This is a genomic window from Maribacter sp. LLG6340-A2 (assembly GCF_045057105.1).
Classification (GTDB): domain Bacteria; phylum Bacteroidota; class Bacteroidia; order Flavobacteriales; family Flavobacteriaceae; genus Maribacter.
Window position 1 is genome coordinate 1603874 of record NZ_CP159332.1, and the last position, 17794, is coordinate 1621667.

The 17794-nt window shown below is 36.2% G+C and carries 16 protein-coding genes; 9 read left to right on the forward strand and 7 right to left on the reverse strand.

Annotated elements, in window-relative coordinates; genetic code table 11:
* Nucleotides 1-48: 48 nt before the first annotated feature.
* Nucleotides 49-507 carry a hypothetical protein gene (locus ABVM52_RS06840; protein WP_405384664.1) on the forward strand — a complete coding sequence of 153 codons (459 nt, stop codon included), beginning with the start codon at nucleotides 49-51 and terminating at the stop codon, nucleotides 505-507.
* 3 nt (nucleotides 508-510) lie between these two features.
* On the opposite strand, the gene ABVM52_RS06845 is transcribed toward ABVM52_RS06840, so the two are convergent.
* Nucleotides 511-981, reverse strand: coding sequence for a CYTH domain-containing protein (locus ABVM52_RS06845; protein WP_405384665.1), 471 nt, complete (start codon nucleotides 979-981; stop codon nucleotides 511-513).
* A gap of 52 nt (nucleotides 982-1033) precedes the next feature.
* Between ABVM52_RS06845 and dinB the strand changes: the two genes are divergently transcribed.
* Nucleotides 1034-2137 (forward strand): DNA polymerase IV, encoded by a 1104-nt coding sequence (gene dinB, locus ABVM52_RS06850; RefSeq protein WP_405384666.1) that lies wholly within the window; start codon nucleotides 1034-1036, stop codon nucleotides 2135-2137.
* 345 nt (nucleotides 2138-2482) lie between these two features.
* On the forward strand, nucleotides 2483-3007 hold the full coding sequence (locus ABVM52_RS06855; protein ID WP_405384667.1) for a PAS domain-containing protein: 525 nt from the start codon (nucleotides 2483-2485) through the stop codon (nucleotides 3005-3007).
* Between the two features lie 60 nt (nucleotides 3008-3067).
* On the opposite strand, the gene pyk is transcribed toward ABVM52_RS06855, so the two are convergent.
* The 5 genes from pyk to ABVM52_RS06880 all read right to left on the reverse strand — a co-directional run bounded on the left by pyk (nucleotide 3068) and on the right by ABVM52_RS06880 (nucleotide 7429).
* Nucleotides 3068-4510 (reverse strand): pyruvate kinase, encoded by a 1443-nt coding sequence (pyk, locus tag ABVM52_RS06860; RefSeq protein ID WP_405384668.1) that lies wholly within the window; start codon nucleotides 4508-4510, stop codon nucleotides 3068-3070.
* A 2-nt stretch (nucleotides 4511-4512) separates the two neighbouring features.
* Nucleotides 4513-4977 carry an IPExxxVDY family protein gene (locus ABVM52_RS06865; protein WP_405384669.1) on the reverse strand — a complete coding sequence of 155 codons (465 nt, stop codon included), beginning with the start codon at nucleotides 4975-4977 and terminating at the stop codon, nucleotides 4513-4515.
* A 115-nt stretch (nucleotides 4978-5092) separates the two neighbouring features.
* Nucleotides 5093-5827: a ribonuclease III gene (gene rnc / locus ABVM52_RS06870; RefSeq protein ID WP_405384670.1), complete on the reverse strand. Its 735-nt coding sequence runs from the start codon at nucleotides 5825-5827 to the stop codon at nucleotides 5093-5095.
* 10 nt (nucleotides 5828-5837) lie between these two features.
* A complete protein-coding gene (gene fabF, locus ABVM52_RS06875; RefSeq protein WP_405384671.1) occupies nucleotides 5838-7088 on the reverse strand; it encodes a beta-ketoacyl-ACP synthase II in 1251 nt (416 codons plus the stop codon).
* Between the two features lie 107 nt (nucleotides 7089-7195).
* Nucleotides 7196-7429, reverse strand: a complete 234-nt coding sequence (locus ABVM52_RS06880) for an acyl carrier protein (RefSeq protein ID WP_008269813.1) — start codon at nucleotides 7427-7429, stop codon at nucleotides 7196-7198.
* Between the two features lie 293 nt (nucleotides 7430-7722).
* On the opposite strand from ABVM52_RS06880, the gene ABVM52_RS06885 reads away from it, so the two are divergent.
* From ABVM52_RS06885 to ABVM52_RS06900, 4 genes are all read left to right on the forward strand, one after another.
* Nucleotides 7723-8298 (forward strand): phosphoribosylglycinamide formyltransferase, encoded by a 576-nt coding sequence (locus ABVM52_RS06885; protein ID WP_405384672.1) that lies wholly within the window; start codon nucleotides 7723-7725, stop codon nucleotides 8296-8298.
* Nucleotides 8298-8933: a viroplasmin family protein gene (locus ABVM52_RS06890; RefSeq protein ID WP_405384673.1), complete on the forward strand. Its 636-nt coding sequence runs from the start codon at nucleotides 8298-8300 to the stop codon at nucleotides 8931-8933. The genes ABVM52_RS06885 and ABVM52_RS06890 overlap by 1 nt, the downstream gene beginning before the upstream one ends.
* A 114-nt stretch (nucleotides 8934-9047) precedes the next feature.
* A complete protein-coding gene (locus tag ABVM52_RS06895) occupies nucleotides 9048-9974 on the forward strand; it encodes a PfkB family carbohydrate kinase (RefSeq protein ID WP_405384674.1) in 927 nt (308 codons plus the stop codon).
* A gap of 45 nt (nucleotides 9975-10019) precedes the next feature.
* Nucleotides 10020-11918 carry an amidophosphoribosyltransferase gene (locus tag ABVM52_RS06900; protein WP_405384675.1) on the forward strand — a complete coding sequence of 633 codons (1899 nt, stop codon included), beginning with the start codon at nucleotides 10020-10022 and terminating at the stop codon, nucleotides 11916-11918.
* An 849-nt stretch (nucleotides 11919-12767) separates the two neighbouring features.
* On the opposite strand, the gene ABVM52_RS06905 is transcribed toward ABVM52_RS06900, so the two are convergent.
* Entirely contained in the window at nucleotides 12768-13376 is a 609-nt protein-coding gene (locus ABVM52_RS06905; protein WP_405384676.1) for a superoxide dismutase, read from the reverse strand.
* A 119-nt stretch (nucleotides 13377-13495) separates the two neighbouring features.
* On the opposite strand from ABVM52_RS06905, the gene ABVM52_RS06910 reads away from it, so the two are divergent.
* Both ABVM52_RS06910 and kbl read left to right on the forward strand, forming a co-directional pair.
* The gene (locus ABVM52_RS06910) at nucleotides 13496-16591 is read left to right on the forward strand and encodes a UvrD-helicase domain-containing protein (protein ID WP_405384677.1); all 3096 of its coding nucleotides are present in this window, start codon (nucleotides 13496-13498) and stop codon (nucleotides 16589-16591) included.
* Between the two features lie 5 nt (nucleotides 16592-16596).
* Nucleotides 16597-17790, forward strand: a complete 1194-nt coding sequence (gene kbl / locus ABVM52_RS06915) for a glycine C-acetyltransferase (RefSeq protein ID WP_405384678.1) — start codon at nucleotides 16597-16599, stop codon at nucleotides 17788-17790.
* Nucleotides 17791-17794: the final 4 nt, after the last annotated feature.

A 17794-nucleotide genomic window follows, 5' to 3' on the forward strand; every position in this document is an offset into this window, starting at 1 on the left:
TTAATAAAGCAACCTTTTTTTTCTTTATCATCTTGTACTAAAGAGAACATGAGAACGGCTCCCTATTTTTTACTTTGCTTAATAACTTTAATCAGTTGTAAAATTGATGATGGTTTAGATTGTCAACTAGTAGATTGCGCTACAGAACAAATTTTCTCTATTGAATATTTGGATGATACCGGCAGTAATTTAATTAGCAATGAAACGTACTCCTATAATGATATAGAGATAACGTCCGGAAATACCCGTTTACCATTAATACCGCTTGACTCTACTAAGCTTATAACTTTTATTATTGTTGGTGATTCTATTGGAGATACCGGCTATTCCATAAAACTTAATGCAAATGAAACGGACACTTTAATATTAAATACAATAAAGCCTACTGCAAATTTTAATCCGTGTTGCCCAGCCTTACCTATTATCAACAAGGCTATTTACAATGAGAATGTAAAAGATATTATTACAATGGACAATGGTTTTGAAAAAATCAGTATCATTAAATAACCTTTATTTCCATTCCTTAAAAGGTGTTTTGCTTAATTGAGAGTTATAATATTTTACTTCTCCCGTTACCTCAGCTCCAAGCCAAGCGGGTTTATCAAAAAATTCATTTTCGTGGTTCAATTCAATTTCAGCCACTGTTAGCCCCTCATTTTCATCATAAAATTCATCTACCTCATAAACATGGTTTCCTACCGGTACTTCATATCTATATTTATTTAGAATTCCTTTTTCGCACAACTTTAAAAGATTCTCCGCATCTTCTACAGAAATTTCATTTTCCCATTCAAATCTAGATGTGCCTGAAGTATTGGATTTCCCCTTTACGGTGATAAAGCCTACATCTCCCTTTATCCTAACCCTAACCGTTCTATTCGGCTCAGTATTTAAAAATCCTTGGACAATTCTGGTTTTAGAACTTGCTTCCGATTTATAGCGGTCTGATTTGACCAAAAATTTTCGCTCTATTTCTATCATATGAATGGATTAAATCGATATCCATAAACTAAGATAAGTCTTAAATTTGCTTATGCCCAATGAAATGCCTTTGCGAAAAATTATTCATGTTGATATGGATGCATTCTATGCTTCCGTAGAAGAATTGGATAACCCAGATTTAAAGGGTAAACCTTTGGCAGTAGGCGGAAGTGAAAAAAGAGGTGTGGTTTCTGCCGCCAATTATGAAGCCCGTAAATTTGGGGTACGCAGTGCAATGAGTGGATTTCAAGCCAGAAAGAACTGTCCACACCTAACTTTTGTAAAACCGCGGTTTGATCGTTACAAAGAAATCTCTAAGCAAATACGCGCCATTTTTTTTGAATACACAGATCTTGTGGAACCACTGTCTCTTGATGAAGCTTATCTTGATGTTACGGTAAATAAAAAAGGAAATCCTTCTGCGACCATGCTTGCCACTGAAATTCGTCAACGAATTCTTGAAAAAACAGGCTTAAATGCATCTGCAGGCATCTCCATTAATAAATTTATAGCCAAAGTTGCAAGTGATATCAATAAACCTAACGGGCAAAAAACGGTCAACCCAGAAGAAGTGCTTCCATTTTTGGAAAACTTGGATATCCGTAAATTCTATGGGGTGGGTAAGGTCACCGCTGAAAAAATGTATAAGTTGGGCATTTTTACCGGTAAAGACTTAAAAGGAAAATCAATTGAATTTCTAGCTAAGAATTTTGGTAAGAGCGGTCCTTACTATTACCACGTAGTTCGTGGTATTCATAATAGTGAAGTTAAACCACACCGCATTCCAAAATCCGTTGGTGCAGAACGTACGTTCAATGAAAACTTGAGTAGCGAAATTTTTATGCTAGAACGGCTAGAACATATAGCCCAAGAACTGGAAAGAAGATTGAAAAAATCATCTATAGCAGGTAAAACTATTACCTTAAAAATTAAATACAGCGACTTTACTTTAAACACCAGGAGCAAAACCATCCCGTATTTTATTTCTGATAGAGCATTGATCTTGGAGACTGCTAAAGAATTACTTTATCAAGAAGCGCTGCAAAATTCCGTTAGGCTATTAGGTATTTCTTTATCGAACTTAAATACAGATAATAAGAAAGCCAAAAAAACCGACGATAAATCGATTTTGGTACAGTTAAAGTTCGATTTTTAATATTTAGGCCTCCTTGATCCGTTTAATCAAAAACTATTCTTTCAATGCACTAAACCGTTCCTTGGTACTAATCTTATCCTTTATTAAAAACAAGTAATTTTAAACCACCTTTGTTCTATTCTGTATGCCATTGAATACCAGATACCTTCTGTGTTTTTTAGGAAAATCGGCATATTTTATATTTTTTATGTTGATGCTTTTAATTCTTAATGAACTAAAATCAATATGAATTGTTAAACACTTTTGTTAATACTGATGCAAAATTTTTTATCGCACATCGGTTTTTATAGTTTTATTCCAAATTGCTATGAAAAGAAAATTTAAGTATCACCATAAATATCATTTATGAACGAGCTAAAAGATTATGATGATGCCATTGTCAAATTCAGAAAAAGTATAAAACATTCCATTTTACCCGTAATATCATGGGATTTTTATGGCGAAAACTATGATGCCATTAAGAAATCTGAAGATGATATGAATTCATTATTGAGTTTAAGCACAATGAATTCTTGGACCATTGACTCTAAATTAATTGACAAAAAACTTAGGGCCGACAAAAATATAATAGTGGTTACCGATACCAATTTAAATATCGTTTTTGCTACTAAGAATATGTGGGATATGAGTCAATACCATCCTGAGGAAATTATTGGTAAATCCCCTAAAATGTTTCAAGGTAACCTTACAAATAGTAAACCACTAAAAATTATATCCAAAGCTGTTAAAGAAAAACAACCTTTTGAGGTTACCGTCATCAATTATAAAAAAGACGGTACAACATACAACTGTTGCATTAAGGGCGAGCCTATATTTAATAACAAGGGCAAGGTCGTTAACTTTATTGCATTTGAAAAAGAGGTAGCTTAATTATTTTTAAGCATAAAAAAAGGGACCAATTATGGTCCCTTTTTTTATTTGTATATATTCCTAAATATCATCAGATTCAATTTCGGTAACTCTTAAGGTATTTACCATACCCTTGTCCTTTATTGGCATTGCAGCTAAGCTCACCAACATATCTCCTACTTCCAAAAATCCTTTGTTGAACGCTATTCTGTTGACATCATCAATGGTATCGTCCGTAGATACAAAACGGTCGTAATAAAAAGCCTTAACGCCCCAAAGTAAGTTTAGTTGGGAGAGTATTCTTTTATTAGAAGTAAACACCAATATATGTGCACTAGGTCTCCATGCGGAAATTTGAAATGCGGTATACCCACTATTGGTCAAAGTTGAAATAGCTTTGGCCTTGATTTCATTGGCCATTAAGGCCGCATGGTAACAAATAGATTTGGTAATGAATCTTTTAGTACGAATGTGTGGCGGATCGTGAGGTACATGTATTAAATCTGACCCTTCTACACTCTCCAAGATACTTGACATTTTTTCAATAACCTGTACTGGGTAATTACCTACAGAAGTCTCGCCAGATAACATTACGGCATCTGCACCATCCATAACAGAGTTGGCAACATCGTTAACCTCTGCCCTGGTTGGCGTAAGACTGGTAATCATAGTCTCCATCATTTGTGTGGCAATAATTACCGGTATTCTTGCTTTTTTGGCTCGTAAAACCAATTGCTTTTGAATTAATGGAACTTCATGAGCAGGAACTTCAACCCCTAAATCTCCACGGGCAACCATTAAACCATCGCAATAAGCAACAATTTTATCAATATTTTCAACAGCCTCCGGCTTTTCTATTTTTGCAATAATAGGAATCTTGTGATCGGAATGTTTGTTGATAATATTCTGCAAATCAATTAAATCCTGACTAAAACGAACAAATGACAAAGCCAACCAATCTACCTCTAGACCAATAGCAAATTCTGCATCCTTGATATCCTTTTTTGTAAGTGCCGGTAAAGAAATATTGGTATTTGGTAAGTTTACCCCCTTTTTAGATTTAAGAGGACCACCTTGAATGACCTTGGCCAAAACCTCATCTTCTCCATTGGTCTTAACCACTTCGAACATTAGCTTACCATCATCTAAAAGAATACGTTCCCCTTCCTTAACATCTCTAGGAAATTCTTTGTAGTTCATGTAAACGCGCTTCGCGGTTCCTTCAAAAGGTTCTCCAGTAACAAAGGTTATTTCATCACCTGGACTAACCACCACATCACCGGCCATAACCCCAACACGTAACTTTGGACCTTGTAAATCGGCCAAAATTGAGGTATTCGTATCCAATTCCTCATTAAGTTCACGAATAATTTTTACTCGCTCCTTAACATCATCATAATCCGCATGGGAAAAATTTATTCTAAAGACATCTACTCCTGCATTGATCATGCTCCTGAGTACTTCTTTCTTGCTAGTTGCAGGCCCTAACGTGGCTACAATTTTCGTCTTTTTTACAGTTGGCATTTTTAAAATATTAAATTGTTCTTTGACTTTAGTTTCTCTGTACTTATTTCATACGCAGCCATTATCCTTGGCAACATAAGTATATTCTTGATTAATGAATTGGTATCGAAATCTTTTTCTGTTTCTATCTTTAATAGATAATCTACATCCTTATATTCCGGTATTAACCTTGGTTTTGTATATGTTGATTCGTCCTTGAACAAATCATTGTTGCTTATAACTTCCTGTTCACTACTGTGATTTGCAACAAGTACCCAATACATGTCATGAAATTCATCTTCCCATTCAAAAATTGGAAAGGATTTGTTTTCAGCAAGATTGAAATTTTTTTTAGCTCTTTTAAATTTTGATTTTATACTTTGATTTAATCCATACACCAAGGCATAATCATCTAATGTAGTATGCAAAGCTATTAAAATAAAGGATTCATCATAGAAATCATCGTTTATTTTATAAATAGCTGCCATACTCCTGAAAAAGGGTAAATATAGAACTTAAAAGCTTTAAAGCCTAGTTTCCTAATTTGATATAACTGCGATAAAAGTTATTAAAATGTTAGCTTTTGTTACTTGCGCCACTATTTTAATTTTCCATTTTATCCTGCAGCGCAAAAAATGCCCTTTTAGCTGCCCTTTCCTCTGCCTTCTTTTTTGATGTTGCCCTAGCCTTGGCCACCACACTGCCTCCTATGGAAAGTTTTACCGCAAAATGTTTTAATGGATCGTTACCGGTATCCTCGTACACATCAAAATCAAACGATTTTTTCTTTTTTTGGCACCATTCTATTACCAAACTTTTGTAACTGATTACCCTACCTTCCAGTTGCTCTATATCTACATAAGGTTCTATGACCCTATGCTGAATGAACTTTTCACAATATTTGTACCCCCTGTCCAAATATATGGCCCCGACCAATGCCTCAAAGACATTGCCATGAATGTTCTGACCAAAATGGGATTTAGGTATTCTACTTTCAACAAAATTAATTAGACCTAAATCCTTACCCAGTTCATTTAAGTGCTCCCTACTTACTATTTTAGATCGCATTTTGGTAAGGTAACCTTCATCACCTGCCGGTACCTCGCTATACAAATGTTTGGATATAATGGTCCCTAGCATAGAATCTCCCAAAAACTCTAAACGCTCATAATTCATTGCATTTCCCTTATCATCCTTTTTGTTCATGGATCTATGAAGAAAGGCTTTCTTATATATTGATAAGTTTTTAGGCTTGAAACCTAAAATTTTGGTTATTCCCAAAAAAAAATCCCCATCCTCCTTAGAATGGGAATTAAATAAATTTTTAGGAAAGGTCATAAAAATTAAATTAATCTAATTTTTTAAAAACCACACAAGCGTTGTGCCCGCCAAAACCAAATGTGTTGCTCATGGCAACTTTAACATCGCGTTTTTGAGCTTTGTTCAACGTTAGATTTAAGCTTGGGTCTATATTCTCATCTACCGTAGTATGGTTTATAGTTGGTGGAACCATACCATTTTCCATTGCCAGAATAGATGCAATTGCTTCTATGGCACCTGCTGCACCCAATAAGTGACCGGTCATGGATTTTGTAGAGTTGATGTTGATAGTCTTTGCATGTTCTCCAAATACCTGGGTAATAGCCTTAAGCTCCGCAACATCACCTAATGGTGTTGACGTACCGTGCGTATTAATGGTATCTACATCTTCTATTGACAAACCTGCATCTCTAAGGCAATTTTCCATTACTCTTACCACACCTATACCATCTGGATGCGGTGCAGTCATATGGTAAGCATCACTGGACATACCGCCACCGGCAACTTCTGCATATATTTTTGCTCCACGCGCAACTGCATGCTCATATTCTTCCAGAACCAATGCCCCGGCTCCTTCACCTAAAACAAAACCATCCCTAGTTGCATCAAAAGGTCTTGATGCCGTCTCAGGACTATCATTTCTAGTGGATAATGCGTGCATTGCTCCAAAACCACCCATACCTGCAATGGTTACGGCTGCCTCACTACCACCTGTTACAATAACATCGCAATGACCTAATCGTATATAGTTCAAGGCATCTATCATTGCATTTGCAGATGATGCACATGCTGAAACAGTAGTATAGTTAGGCCCCATAAAACCATGCTTTATGGATATGTTGCCCGGTGCTATATCTGCAATCATTTTTGGAATAAAGAACGGATTAAACCTTGGCGTACCATCACCATTGGCAAAATTCATTACCTCGTTCTGAAAAGTTTCCAAACCTCCAATACCGGCTCCCCAAATAACACCCACACGAAACTTATCCAATTTTTCCAAATCTAATTTAGAATCGCGGATAGCTTCATCTGAAGATACGAGAGCGTATTGTGCAAACCTATCTAGCTTGCGGCCTTCTTTTCTATCAAAGTGATCTTCTGTCTTGTAATTCTTAAGCTCACAAGCGAATTTAACCTTAAATTTTTCTGTATCGTAATAGGTAATGGGCGCTGATCCACTTTTGCCGTTGACCAATGCGTCCCAATACTCTTCAATATTATTACCTATTGGGGTAAGTGCCCCCAAACCTGTAACTACAACTCGCTTTAACTGCATTTAACTTCTTATTTGTTTAAATCTAAACCAAGCGTAAATTAAAAAAAATTATCCATGCGGAGCATTTACCACATGGATAATTTGGATTCTATTTAAGAAAACATGTTTTACTTAGCTTCTTCTATATAGCTGATGGCTTGACCAACAGTTGCGATATTTTCGGCTTGATCGTCTGGAATTTGAATATCAAATTCTTTTTCGAACTCCATTATCAACTCTACCGTGTCCAATGAATCTGCGCCTAAATCGTTAGTAAAGCTAGCTTCGGTTACCACTTCGTTCTCATCAACTCCTAATTTATCAACGATGATAGCTTTAACTCTTGATGCAATGTCTGACATAATAATATTTGTTTTAAAAATTTAAATTGAAGGCAAAAATAAAAAACTTTGGATTAAAACCACTAATTGTCGTTAAAATGTATTGTAATTTAATAAAATTAAGGACATGTGCTGTAATTTTACCGTATTAATATTTTGTTTCGGTAACGTTAAAAAAGGTAGTGAAAAGTAGTGAGGTGATAGAACTATAAAATGATAATCGTTTTTTTCTAAATACTGACAAGCTTTTTATTTACTTTTTAAGCCGAATTTAATTTGACTATTTATTCCCTTTAAAAAAAAGACCACATCTATTGAAAACCAAAAAAATTATTCTTTTTGCTTCTGGTTCCGGATCTAATGTAGAGAACATTGCCAATTATTTTAAACTCCGCAATGATGTTACTATATGCTGCGTACTTACTAACAAAAGGGATGCCAAAGTCATTGACCGCTGTAACAGATTAGGAATAAATGCACTTTTTTTTAACCGGCAAGCCTTTTCAAAAAGCAATTTCATCTTAAACCTTTTACAATCATTAGAGCCAGATTTAATAGTTTTGGCAGGATTTCTATGGAAAATCCCGGAAACAATTACCAATGCATTTCCAAATCAAATTATAAATATACACCCGGCCCTGTTACCTAAATATGGCGGCAAGGGAATGTTTGGAATGAATGTGCATAATGCAGTTAAAGAGGCTAAAGAGACCGAAACCGGTATTACTATACACTACGTAAATGCACATTATGATGAAGGCGCCATCATTAAACAGGCCTCGGTAATGCTGAACACAAACGACAGGGCTGAGGATATCGCTGCTAAAGTCCACCAATTGGAATATGAATTTTTTCCAAAGGTCATTGACGAATTATTATCTAAACAGTAATGGCTAAAAAGAGAAAATTTTATGTAGTCTGGAAAGGAAAAAAACCAGGTATTTATGAATCATGGAAAGATTGCAAAAAATCTATTGATGGTTATGCCGGTGCAGAGTACAAATCTTTTGAATCTTTTGATGTTGCCAAAAAAGCTTATAACGGCTCTTACGCAGATTTTAAAGGAAAGAAAAAATCGGCTCCTACCTTATCTAAACAAGAGCTGTTAAAAATAGGGCAGCCCAATTACCATTCTATTTCCGTTGATGCGGCATCTAGCGGTAACCCTGGTGTTATGGAATACCAAGGAGTAGATACCAAAACTGGCAAAAAATTATTTAAACAAGGTCCTTTTCCCCAAGGCACCAATAATATTGGTGAGTTTTTGGCCATAGTTCACGGACTCGCATTTTTAAAAGAACGTAAAAGCGATCGTTTAATCTACACAGATTCTAGAACGGCCATGAGTTGGGTACGTAAAAAAAAGTGCAATACTAAATTGACCGCATCGGCAAAGAACGCCAAACTTTTCAATTTGATTCAAAGAGCCGAGGACTGGCTCAATAAAAACCAGTACAATACGGTAATCGTAAAATGGGAAACTAAAGCTTGGGGAGAAATTCCTGCAGATTTTGGTAGAAAATGATCCGTATATTTTATCACAAACCCATGTTTAATAACTTATCTTAGGAGTAATCATAAAACCGTTTTAATTAGCTAAGCAAAACCGTATATTTGCAGCTTAAATTTTTTCAACTTTATGGGCAAACTTTTAATTGTAGGTACTGTCGCTTTTGATGCTATAGAAACACCGTTTGGCAAAACGGATAAAATACTGGGCGGTGCAGCTACCTATATTGCACTTGCCGCTTCTCAATTTGAAGTAGATTCTGCCATTGTATCTATTGTAGGCGATGATTTGCCCCAGGAATACTTAAACCTTTTAACCGATAGGGATATCGATATTACTGCCCTAGAAATTGTAAAAGGAGGAAAAACCTTTTATTGGAAAGGTAAATACCATAATGACCTAAACACCAGGGATACCTTGGTTACGGAGTTAAATACCTTAGAGGATTTCAACCCTGTTGTTCCTGATAATTACAATGATGCCGATGTGGTCATGCTTGGTAATCTTCACCCAATTGTACAAATGGGTGTAATTAACCAGATGAAAAAACGACCAAAGTTAATCATATTGGACACCATGAATTTTTGGATGGACAATGCCTTGAACGATTTAATGGAAGTTATTCAACATATAGATGTGCTAACCATCAACGATGAGGAAGCCAGGCAGTTGACCGGGGAATACTCATTGGTAAAAGCAGCACAGAAAATCTTTACCATGGGCCCCAAGTATGTAGTTATCAAAAAAGGGGAACATGGGGCTTTGTTGTTCAATGAAGATCAAATATTCTTTGCCCCAGCATTACCTTTAGAGGAAGTCTTTGATCCAACGGGCGCAGGAGACACTTTTGCAGGTGGTTTTGCAGGGTATTTGGCGGCAAGCAACGATAGTTCCTTTGAAAATATGAAGAAGGCGGTAATCCATGGATCCAACCTTGCTTCCTTCAGTGTAGAAAAGTTTGGCGCGGAAAGAATGCTGAAATTAGAGCGAAAAGAAATTAGAGAAAGGCTGCATCAATTTAAAAAATTAACGCAGTTTGAAATAGAATTACAATAAACCCCTAACCCCATATTTCTGGGGTTTTTTTAATACCAATACGCAATGAGTGACGCAATTAAGCATGAATGTGGTATTTCCGTAATACGGTTGTTAAAACCATTGGAATATTATAAGGAAAAATACGGAACGGCTTTTTATGGTGTAAACAAAATGTATTTAATGATGGAAAAGCAGCACAATCGCGGTCAGGATGGTGCTGGTTTTGCCAGTATAAAACTAGATGTAAATGCCGGAGAGCGTTATATGAGCCGTGTAAGATCCTGCCAGCAACAACCCATACAGGATATTTTTGCCCAAATCAATGACCGTATCAATACAGAGCTAAAAGAACATCCGGAATATGAAAATGATGTGGCATTACAGAAAAAGCATATTCCTTATATAGGAGAATTATTACTGGGCCATGTGCGTTATGGCACTTTTGGAAAGAACAGCATAGAAAGTGTACACCCCTTTTTGAGACAGAATAATTGGATGCACCGTAACTTAATTGTTGCAGGAAACTTTAACATGACCAATGTTCATGAACTCTTTGACAATTTGATACAATTGGGCCAGCACCCAAAAGAAATGGCAGATACCGTTACGGTCATGGAGAAAATTGGTCACTTCCTTGATGATGCCGTAGCCAAACTCTACAAACAGATTAAAAAAGAAGGCTATACCAAACAACAGGCTTCACCTATCATTGCAGAGCGTTTAAAAATTTCCAAGATTTTAAAAAGGGCCGCCAAGAATTTTGATGGTGGTTATGCAATGGCCGGTTTGCTTGGGCATGGGGATGCTTTTGTTCTAAGAGACCCTAGCGGCATAAGGCCTGCATATTATTATAAGGATGATGAAGTTGTTGTAGTAGCTTCTGAAAGACCGGCAATACAGACCGTGTTCAATGTACCCTATGACGAGGTGAAAGAATTAGATCCAGGTGCTGCTATCATCATTAAAAAGAACGGTACTAGCGCCATAAAGCAGATTCAAGAACCTAAGGAACGAAAAGCATGTTCTTTTGAACGTATTTATTTTTCTAGGGGAAGCGACAAAGAAATTTATCAAGAACGAAAGGCGTTGGGGAAACTGGTATTTCCTCAAATTCTTAATGCCATCAACGAGGATATAAAAAATACCGTTTTCTCATATATTCCCAATACGGCAGAAACTTCCTTCTACGGGATGGTCAAAGAGGCCCAAAATTATTTGAACAAGAAAAAGGAAGAACAAATATTGGCCCTTGGTCCTAAGATTACGGGAGAACAACTGCATGAGATTTTAGAGGTGAGGCCTAGAATTGAAAAAGTGGCCATTAAGGACGCTAAACTCCGCACCTTTATTACCCAAGATAGTAGTAGAGACGATTTAGTGGCCCATGTTTATGACATTTCTTACGGTTCTGTAAAAAAAGGAGACAATCTCGTAATCATTGATGATAGTATAGTACGGGGTACTACCTTAAAAAAGAGTATTCTTAGAATATTGGACCGTCTTTCTCCAAAAAAGATAATTGTGGTCTCTTCCGCTCCGCAAATAAGATATCCTGATTGTTATGGTATTGATATGGCCAAATTGGAAGATTTTATTGCATTTAAAGCTGCTTTGGCACTCCATGAAGAACACAACACCATGCATGTAGTGGAGGAAATCTACAAAAAATGCCTAACACAGGTTAAAAGTAAGGATAAGGATGTTGTCAATTATGTCAAGGACTTTTATAAGCCATTTAGTGCTAACCAAATTTCTGCAAAAATAGGAGAGTTATTGAGCCCAAAAGACATAAATGCCGAAGTTTCCATTATTTACCAAACCATTTCCAGTTTACACCAAGCCTGTCCTAAGAATTTAGGAGATTGGTACTTTACCGGAAATTACCCAACACCTGGCGGAAATAGAGTGGTAAACAGAGCATTTATCAATTTTTATGAAGGAAATAACCAAAGGGCTTATTGATAAAAATATCGATGAAATACACCATAATAGTGCATTTCATCGACAAAACGTGTATTTCATCGACTGAATAATCAGAATGAACTACATGGCTTTACATTTAAACTTACCATAGCATAAGTAGGTTAAGTTCATGGTAAGATTTGGGGCAAAAAAGGTGGAGAACTCTCCGCCTTTTTTATTTTACTTACTTCTACAGAATAGTTTTCAACGTTCCTTTTTATCCTAATAATGACCTTTTAACGTCTTTAAGTGGCGTTTAACAAATTCCTTTTAACATCATAGCACAACACTATACCTTTGGAGAACCATAGCATAAGTAGGTTAAGTTCATGGTAAGATTTGGGGAAAAGACGGGGCAACGCTCCGTCTTTTTATTTTAAAACCATTCTTTCAAATTTGAAACAGATTAGAAAAACTATTAAGATAAACCAACCGTTTGACCAATGTTTGGGGAGTTCAACGCAAAATTTTCATTACAAGGCTACCCGGTAATATATTTGGAGAACCATAGCATAAGTAGGTTAAGTTCATGGTAAGATTTGGGGAAAAGGCGGAGCAATGCTCCGCCTTTTTATTTTACACTCTTTTTAGCGCTCAACCCCTATATTACCTTAGAGAAACGGCATTTTTAGAAAAACTTGGAACAAATAAAAGCAATTATTTTTATTAAATTTTCTTTTTTTATTTGCTCAATACCAGTAATTTAGTGTTGCCATAGCATAAGTAGGTTAAGTTTATGGTAAGATTTGGGACGAAAAGGGTGGAGATTTCTCCGCCCTTTTCTATTTTTTATCCATAAAAAAACCACCTAAAAATTTAGGTGGCTTAAGAAAGTATTTTCAACAAACTTTATTTATTTGCTGCGTATAGGCTAGAGACTTCTTCCCAGTTAATTAGGTTAAAGAAGGCTTCTATATACTCTGGTCTTTTATTTTGATAATTTAAGTAATAAGCATGTTCCCAAACATCTAAACCTAAAATTGGAAAACCACTACAACCTACACCAGGCATAAGTGGGTTATCTTGATTAGGCGTAGAGCAAACTTCTAATTTACCCCCTTTATGAACACATAACCAAGCCCAACCTGAACCAAACCTGGTGCCGGCAGCACTGGAAAACTTATCCTTAAAACCATCAAAAGAGCCAAAAGCACTATCAATAGCATCTGCAAGTTCGCCACTAGGTTTACCTCCGCCGTTAGGAGCTAAAATAGTCCAAAACAAAGAATGGTTATAAAAACCGCCACCGTTGTTTCTAACGGCACCGTTATCCATATCCAACCCTGTTAAAATATCTTCAATAGATTTTTGCTCTAAATCAGTACCTTCTATGGCAGCGTTTAATTTAGAAGTATATCCATTATGATGTTTAGTATGATGTATTTCCATTGTCCTAGCGTCTATATGAGGCTCAAGAGCATCATAGGCATAAGGCAATTTCGGTAATTGAAAAGCCATAATTTATTTGTTTTTATGTTAATATTAATTGTCTATCAAAGCTACGAATTTTAACATTTATATTCACTAAATAATTTGTTAAGAACTGTACAGGAATCCTTAATTTGCGGTAAAAATCAGTGTCCAGTAATTCTTTTACCATATATAATGCTTCTGCAGGTTCGGGCAAAACCTATGCCCTTGCCAAAGCATACTTGAAAATTATACTGGCATCTCCTCAAAATTTCAGAAAAATTTTGGCCATAACATTTACCAACAAGGCGGTAAATGAAATGAAGCATCGAATTTTAAACAGTCTTCATGAATTTTCAAGAACTCCAACTATTGAAAATTCCAGTCCATTATTAAAAGATATACTACATGAGACCAATTATACGTTTGATGAACTTACCGAACTCAGCAAATTAAGGCTAAAGCAAATTTTACACAATTATGCCTTTTTTGATATTTCTACCATAGACAAATTTACGCACCGGCTTATTAGAACCTTTGCAAAAGATCTAAAGATTCCCCAGAATTTTGAAGTTGTACTGGATGTTGATCTTCTTTTACAAGAAGCCGTGGAACGGGTTATTGATAAAGCAGGAGAAAGTGAAGAGTTTACAAAAGTATTGTTAGACTTTGCCTTGGAAAAAATAGAAGATGACCGCAGTTGGGACATTGCTTTTGACCTTTTAAAAATTGGGAAACTTCTTTTTGATGAAAATAATGCCGAACATTTAAAACAGTTAAAAGATGTTGAACTAGTTGATTTCTTGAAACTACAAAGCCATCTAAAAAAACAAACCAAAAACCTAGAGAAGCATATTGTTGAGCTTGCCACCGCAGCTATTGATATAATGACCGCATCAGGGTTAGATTTTAAAGATTTTCCAAGAGAAACATTACCCAATCATTTTAAAAAAATAATTGCCGGAAACTATACTCCCACGCAACTCTACAACAACAAATTAGAAGATAATTTAATTGAAAGTAAAATAGTAAAAGCTACAGTTAAAGATGCCCCGGTAGATCTGGCCCCGCAATTGCTTGACCATTATCAATCTATAAAACAGCTTATTTTTAAAAGGGGATTGTATGCCAATATCAATAGAAATATTATACCCTTTGCCCTTTTAAATGCTATACAAAAGGAACTTAAAACCATTCAAGAGGAAAAAGACCAGCTTTCTATTTCTGAATTCAATACCCTTATAGCCAATGAGGTAATGGACCAACCGGCCCCATTTATTTATGAACGTCTTGGAGAAAAATACCGCCATTATTTTATTGATGAATTTCAGGATACGTCACAAATGCAATGGGAAAACCTAATTCCTTTGATTGGCAATGCCATGGAAGGTCAAGATGAACTTGGAAATACTGGTTCCTTATTTTTGGTGGGCGACCCAAAACAAGCCATTTATAGATGGCGGGGAGGAAAGGCAGAGCAATTTCTAGATTTGGCAACCCACCAAACACACCCATTTACCATAGCATCTTCATTGGTAACCTTACCCAAGAACTTTAGAAGTTGTGCAGAAATCATCAACTTCAACAATAACTTCTTTCAAAGTATTAGTCCCTTTTTGGAAAATACGCTATACCAAGAGTTTTTTAAACTGGGCAACCAACAAGAAATCTCTAATAAAGAAGGAGGATTTGTAAATATTACGCTTCTTGAAGAAGATGATGATGAGATATATGGCCAACAAACGCTACAATCCATAGCTACTTGCTTGTCCAAAGGGTATTCCTATAAAGATATCTGTATTATCATTAGGAAAAAGAAACATGGGTTTATCCTTGCCAATTATTTAATGGAACATGACATCCCAGTAATTTCATCAGATTCCTTATTACTTGGCGGTAATCCTAAAGTCATGTTTTTGGTGCAATTGGTACGGTATATGGTACAACCTTTAGAACAGGATATTCAATATAGCCTTTTACATTTTTTGGCAGAAAACAAGCCGGACAAACATTCCTATATCCATAAAAATCTTAACTGCCTGGACAATCACTTTTTGGACACTTATGGGTTAGATATAACTGTATTACGTAAAACATCTGTTTTTGATGGTTTGGCGTATGCCATAAAAGTATTTGACTTAAATCCAGATTCAGATGCCCACCTTTCCGCATTTATGGACCTTGTATTTGATATTGAACAAAAGCAAGGGTCAGATATGCAATCTTTTTTGGATTATTGGGATAAAAAAGGACATGTAACAAGCATTAGTACTCCAGAAAATGTGGAATCGGTACAAATCATGACCATTCATAAATCTAAAGGGTTGGAGTTTCCCGTTGTCATATTCCCTTATGCCAATTCTAATATCTACGAGGAAATTGACCCCAAAATATGGTTACCGGTTAACAGCGATGACTTTTTAGGTTTTAACGAATTGTTGATCAATAAAAAACAAGAGGTTAAAAATTACGGGGACCTGGAATCTGAACTTTATGATGCCGATCACCAAAAGCTACAACTAGATGCATACAACCTTTTATATGTTGTCCTTACCAGAGCCGTAAATGCATTGTTCATCATTAGTTCAAATAGCATAGATAAAAAAGGTGAGCATAATACCAATTACTATTCCGGGTTATTCATACATTATCTTAAAGATTCCGGAAATTGGCAGCCAAATCAACTTACCTATGATTTTGGCTCGTTAACACATTGTGCCCAACCTAAAACCATCAATTCAGGAGAATTTACCATACCTTATATATATACCTATAAAGACAGACCGGAATTTAAAATATTAGCCACCTCTGGAATTCTTTGGAACGAAGGTTTGGATACCGCTATAGACCAAGGTAATATTATCCATTTTATTTTAAGCATGATCATAAAGGCATCTGACCTAGATCGCGCCATGCAAATGGCAGAACAAAAAGGATTGATCAAAACTATAGAAGGTGATCATTTTAAAAAGAAAGTACAACAAGTACTCTTTCACGAAGATTTACAACAATTTTATGAAGAAGGCTGGGAAGTATTAAATGAAAGAGACCTTCTATTACAGGACGGTACCGTATTAAGACCGGATCGTGTAGTCATAAAAAACAAGAATGCAACCATCATTGATTATAAAACAGGAGAGCGTAACACTAATTACCACCACCAAATAAACGCCTACGGCCAAGGATTTGCCAACATGGGTATTACCATAGCACAAAAAATCATTGTGTATATTAATACAGAAATAGAACTAGAATATATTTAAAACATATGTACGGAAAAATTAAGCAACACTTAGAGCAAGAAATACAATCCATTAAAGATGATGGACTCTTTAAAGAGGAACGGGTAATTGTTTCTCCACAAAATGCGGTTATAAAAATAGATACCGGCCAGGAAGTTATCAACTTTTGCGCTAATAATTATTTAGGTCTCTCTTCACACCCAGAGGTTATACAGGCAGCAAAGGATGCCATGGATAGCCATGGCTTTGGAATGTCTTCGGTTAGGTTCATTTGCGGTACGCAGGACATCCATAAGGAACTGGAAAGAAAAATAGCCCATTTCTATGATACCGAGGATACCATATTATATGCAGCAGCCTTTGATGCCAATGGTGGTGTATTTGAACCTTTGCTCACCGCAGAAGATGCCATTATATCGGATTCATTAAACCATGCCTCTATTATTGATGGCGTAAGATTGTGTAAAGCAAAGCGATATAGGTACGCCAACAACGATATGGCAGATTTGGAAGCCCAATTAATAAAAGCGAACGAAGATGGCGCCCGTTTTAAAATTATTGTGACGGATGGTGTTTTCTCCATGGACGGACTTGTAGCTCCTTTAGATAAAATATGTGACCTGGCCGATGCGTATGATGCATTGGTCATGATAGATGAATGCCATGCTACCGGATTTATAGGGGAAAAAGGCAAGGGAACATTAGAGGAAAAAGGGGTTATGGGAAGAATAGATATTATAACCGGAACACTAGGAAAAGCCTTGGGAGGTGCAATGGGAGGCTACACCACAGGTAAAAAGGAAATTATCTCCTTGCTTAGGCAACGCTCCAGACCGTACCTATTTTCAAACTCCTTGGCACCGGCCATAGTAGGGGCATCCATAAAAGTGTTTGACATGTTAGAGAACGACACCTCGTTAAGGGATAAATTACAGGAAAACACAGCGTACTTTAAAAAAGGCATCAAGAAAGCCGGATTTGATATTGTAGATGGAGATTCTGCCATTGTTCCCGTTATGCTTTATGACGCCAAACTCTCACAGGACATGGCAAACAGGTTATTGGAGAAAGGTATATATGTTATTGGTTTTTTCTACCCAGTAGTTCCAAAAGGAAAAGCCCGTATACGAGTGCAATTATCCGCAGCACATACAAAAGAACATTTAGATGCTGCCATAAACGCATTTACCGAAGTCGGAAAAGAGCTAAAAATCGTTTAAATGC

Coding starts and splice junctions, on each gene's coding strand:
- ABVM52_RS06840 (WP_405384664.1), top strand. CDS start 49: ATGAGAACGGCTCCCTATTTTTTACTTTGCTTAATAACTTTAATCAGT.
- rnc (WP_405384670.1), bottom strand. CDS start 5,827: ATGACCTTTCCTAAAAATTTATTTAATTCCCATTCTAAGGAGGATGGG.
- ABVM52_RS06880 (WP_008269813.1), bottom strand. CDS start 7,429: ATGTCAGACATTGCATCAAGAGTTAAAGCTATCATCGTTGATAAATTA.
- ABVM52_RS06905 (WP_405384676.1), bottom strand. CDS start 13,376: ATGGCTTTTCAATTACCGAAATTGCCTTATGCCTATGATGCTCTTGAG.
- pyk (WP_405384668.1), bottom strand. CDS start 4,510: ATGCCAACTGTAAAAAAGACGAAAATTGTAGCCACGTTAGGGCCTGCA.
- kbl (WP_405384678.1), top strand. CDS start 16,597: ATGTACGGAAAAATTAAGCAACACTTAGAGCAAGAAATACAATCCATT.
- fabF (WP_405384671.1), bottom strand. CDS start 7,088: ATGCAGTTAAAGCGAGTTGTAGTTACAGGTTTGGGGGCACTTACCCCA.
- ABVM52_RS06865 (WP_405384669.1), bottom strand. CDS start 4,977: ATGGCAGCTATTTATAAAATAAACGATGATTTCTATGATGAATCCTTT.
- ABVM52_RS06895 (WP_405384674.1), top strand. CDS start 9,048: ATGGGCAAACTTTTAATTGTAGGTACTGTCGCTTTTGATGCTATAGAA.
- ABVM52_RS06845 (WP_405384665.1), bottom strand. CDS start 981: ATGATAGAAATAGAGCGAAAATTTTTGGTCAAATCAGACCGCTATAAA.
- ABVM52_RS06890 (WP_405384673.1), top strand. CDS start 8,298: ATGGCTAAAAAGAGAAAATTTTATGTAGTCTGGAAAGGAAAAAAACCA.
- ABVM52_RS06900 (WP_405384675.1), top strand. CDS start 10,020: ATGAGTGACGCAATTAAGCATGAATGTGGTATTTCCGTAATACGGTTG.
- ABVM52_RS06855 (WP_405384667.1), top strand. CDS start 2,483: ATGAACGAGCTAAAAGATTATGATGATGCCATTGTCAAATTCAGAAAA.
- dinB (WP_405384666.1), top strand. CDS start 1,034: ATGCCCAATGAAATGCCTTTGCGAAAAATTATTCATGTTGATATGGAT.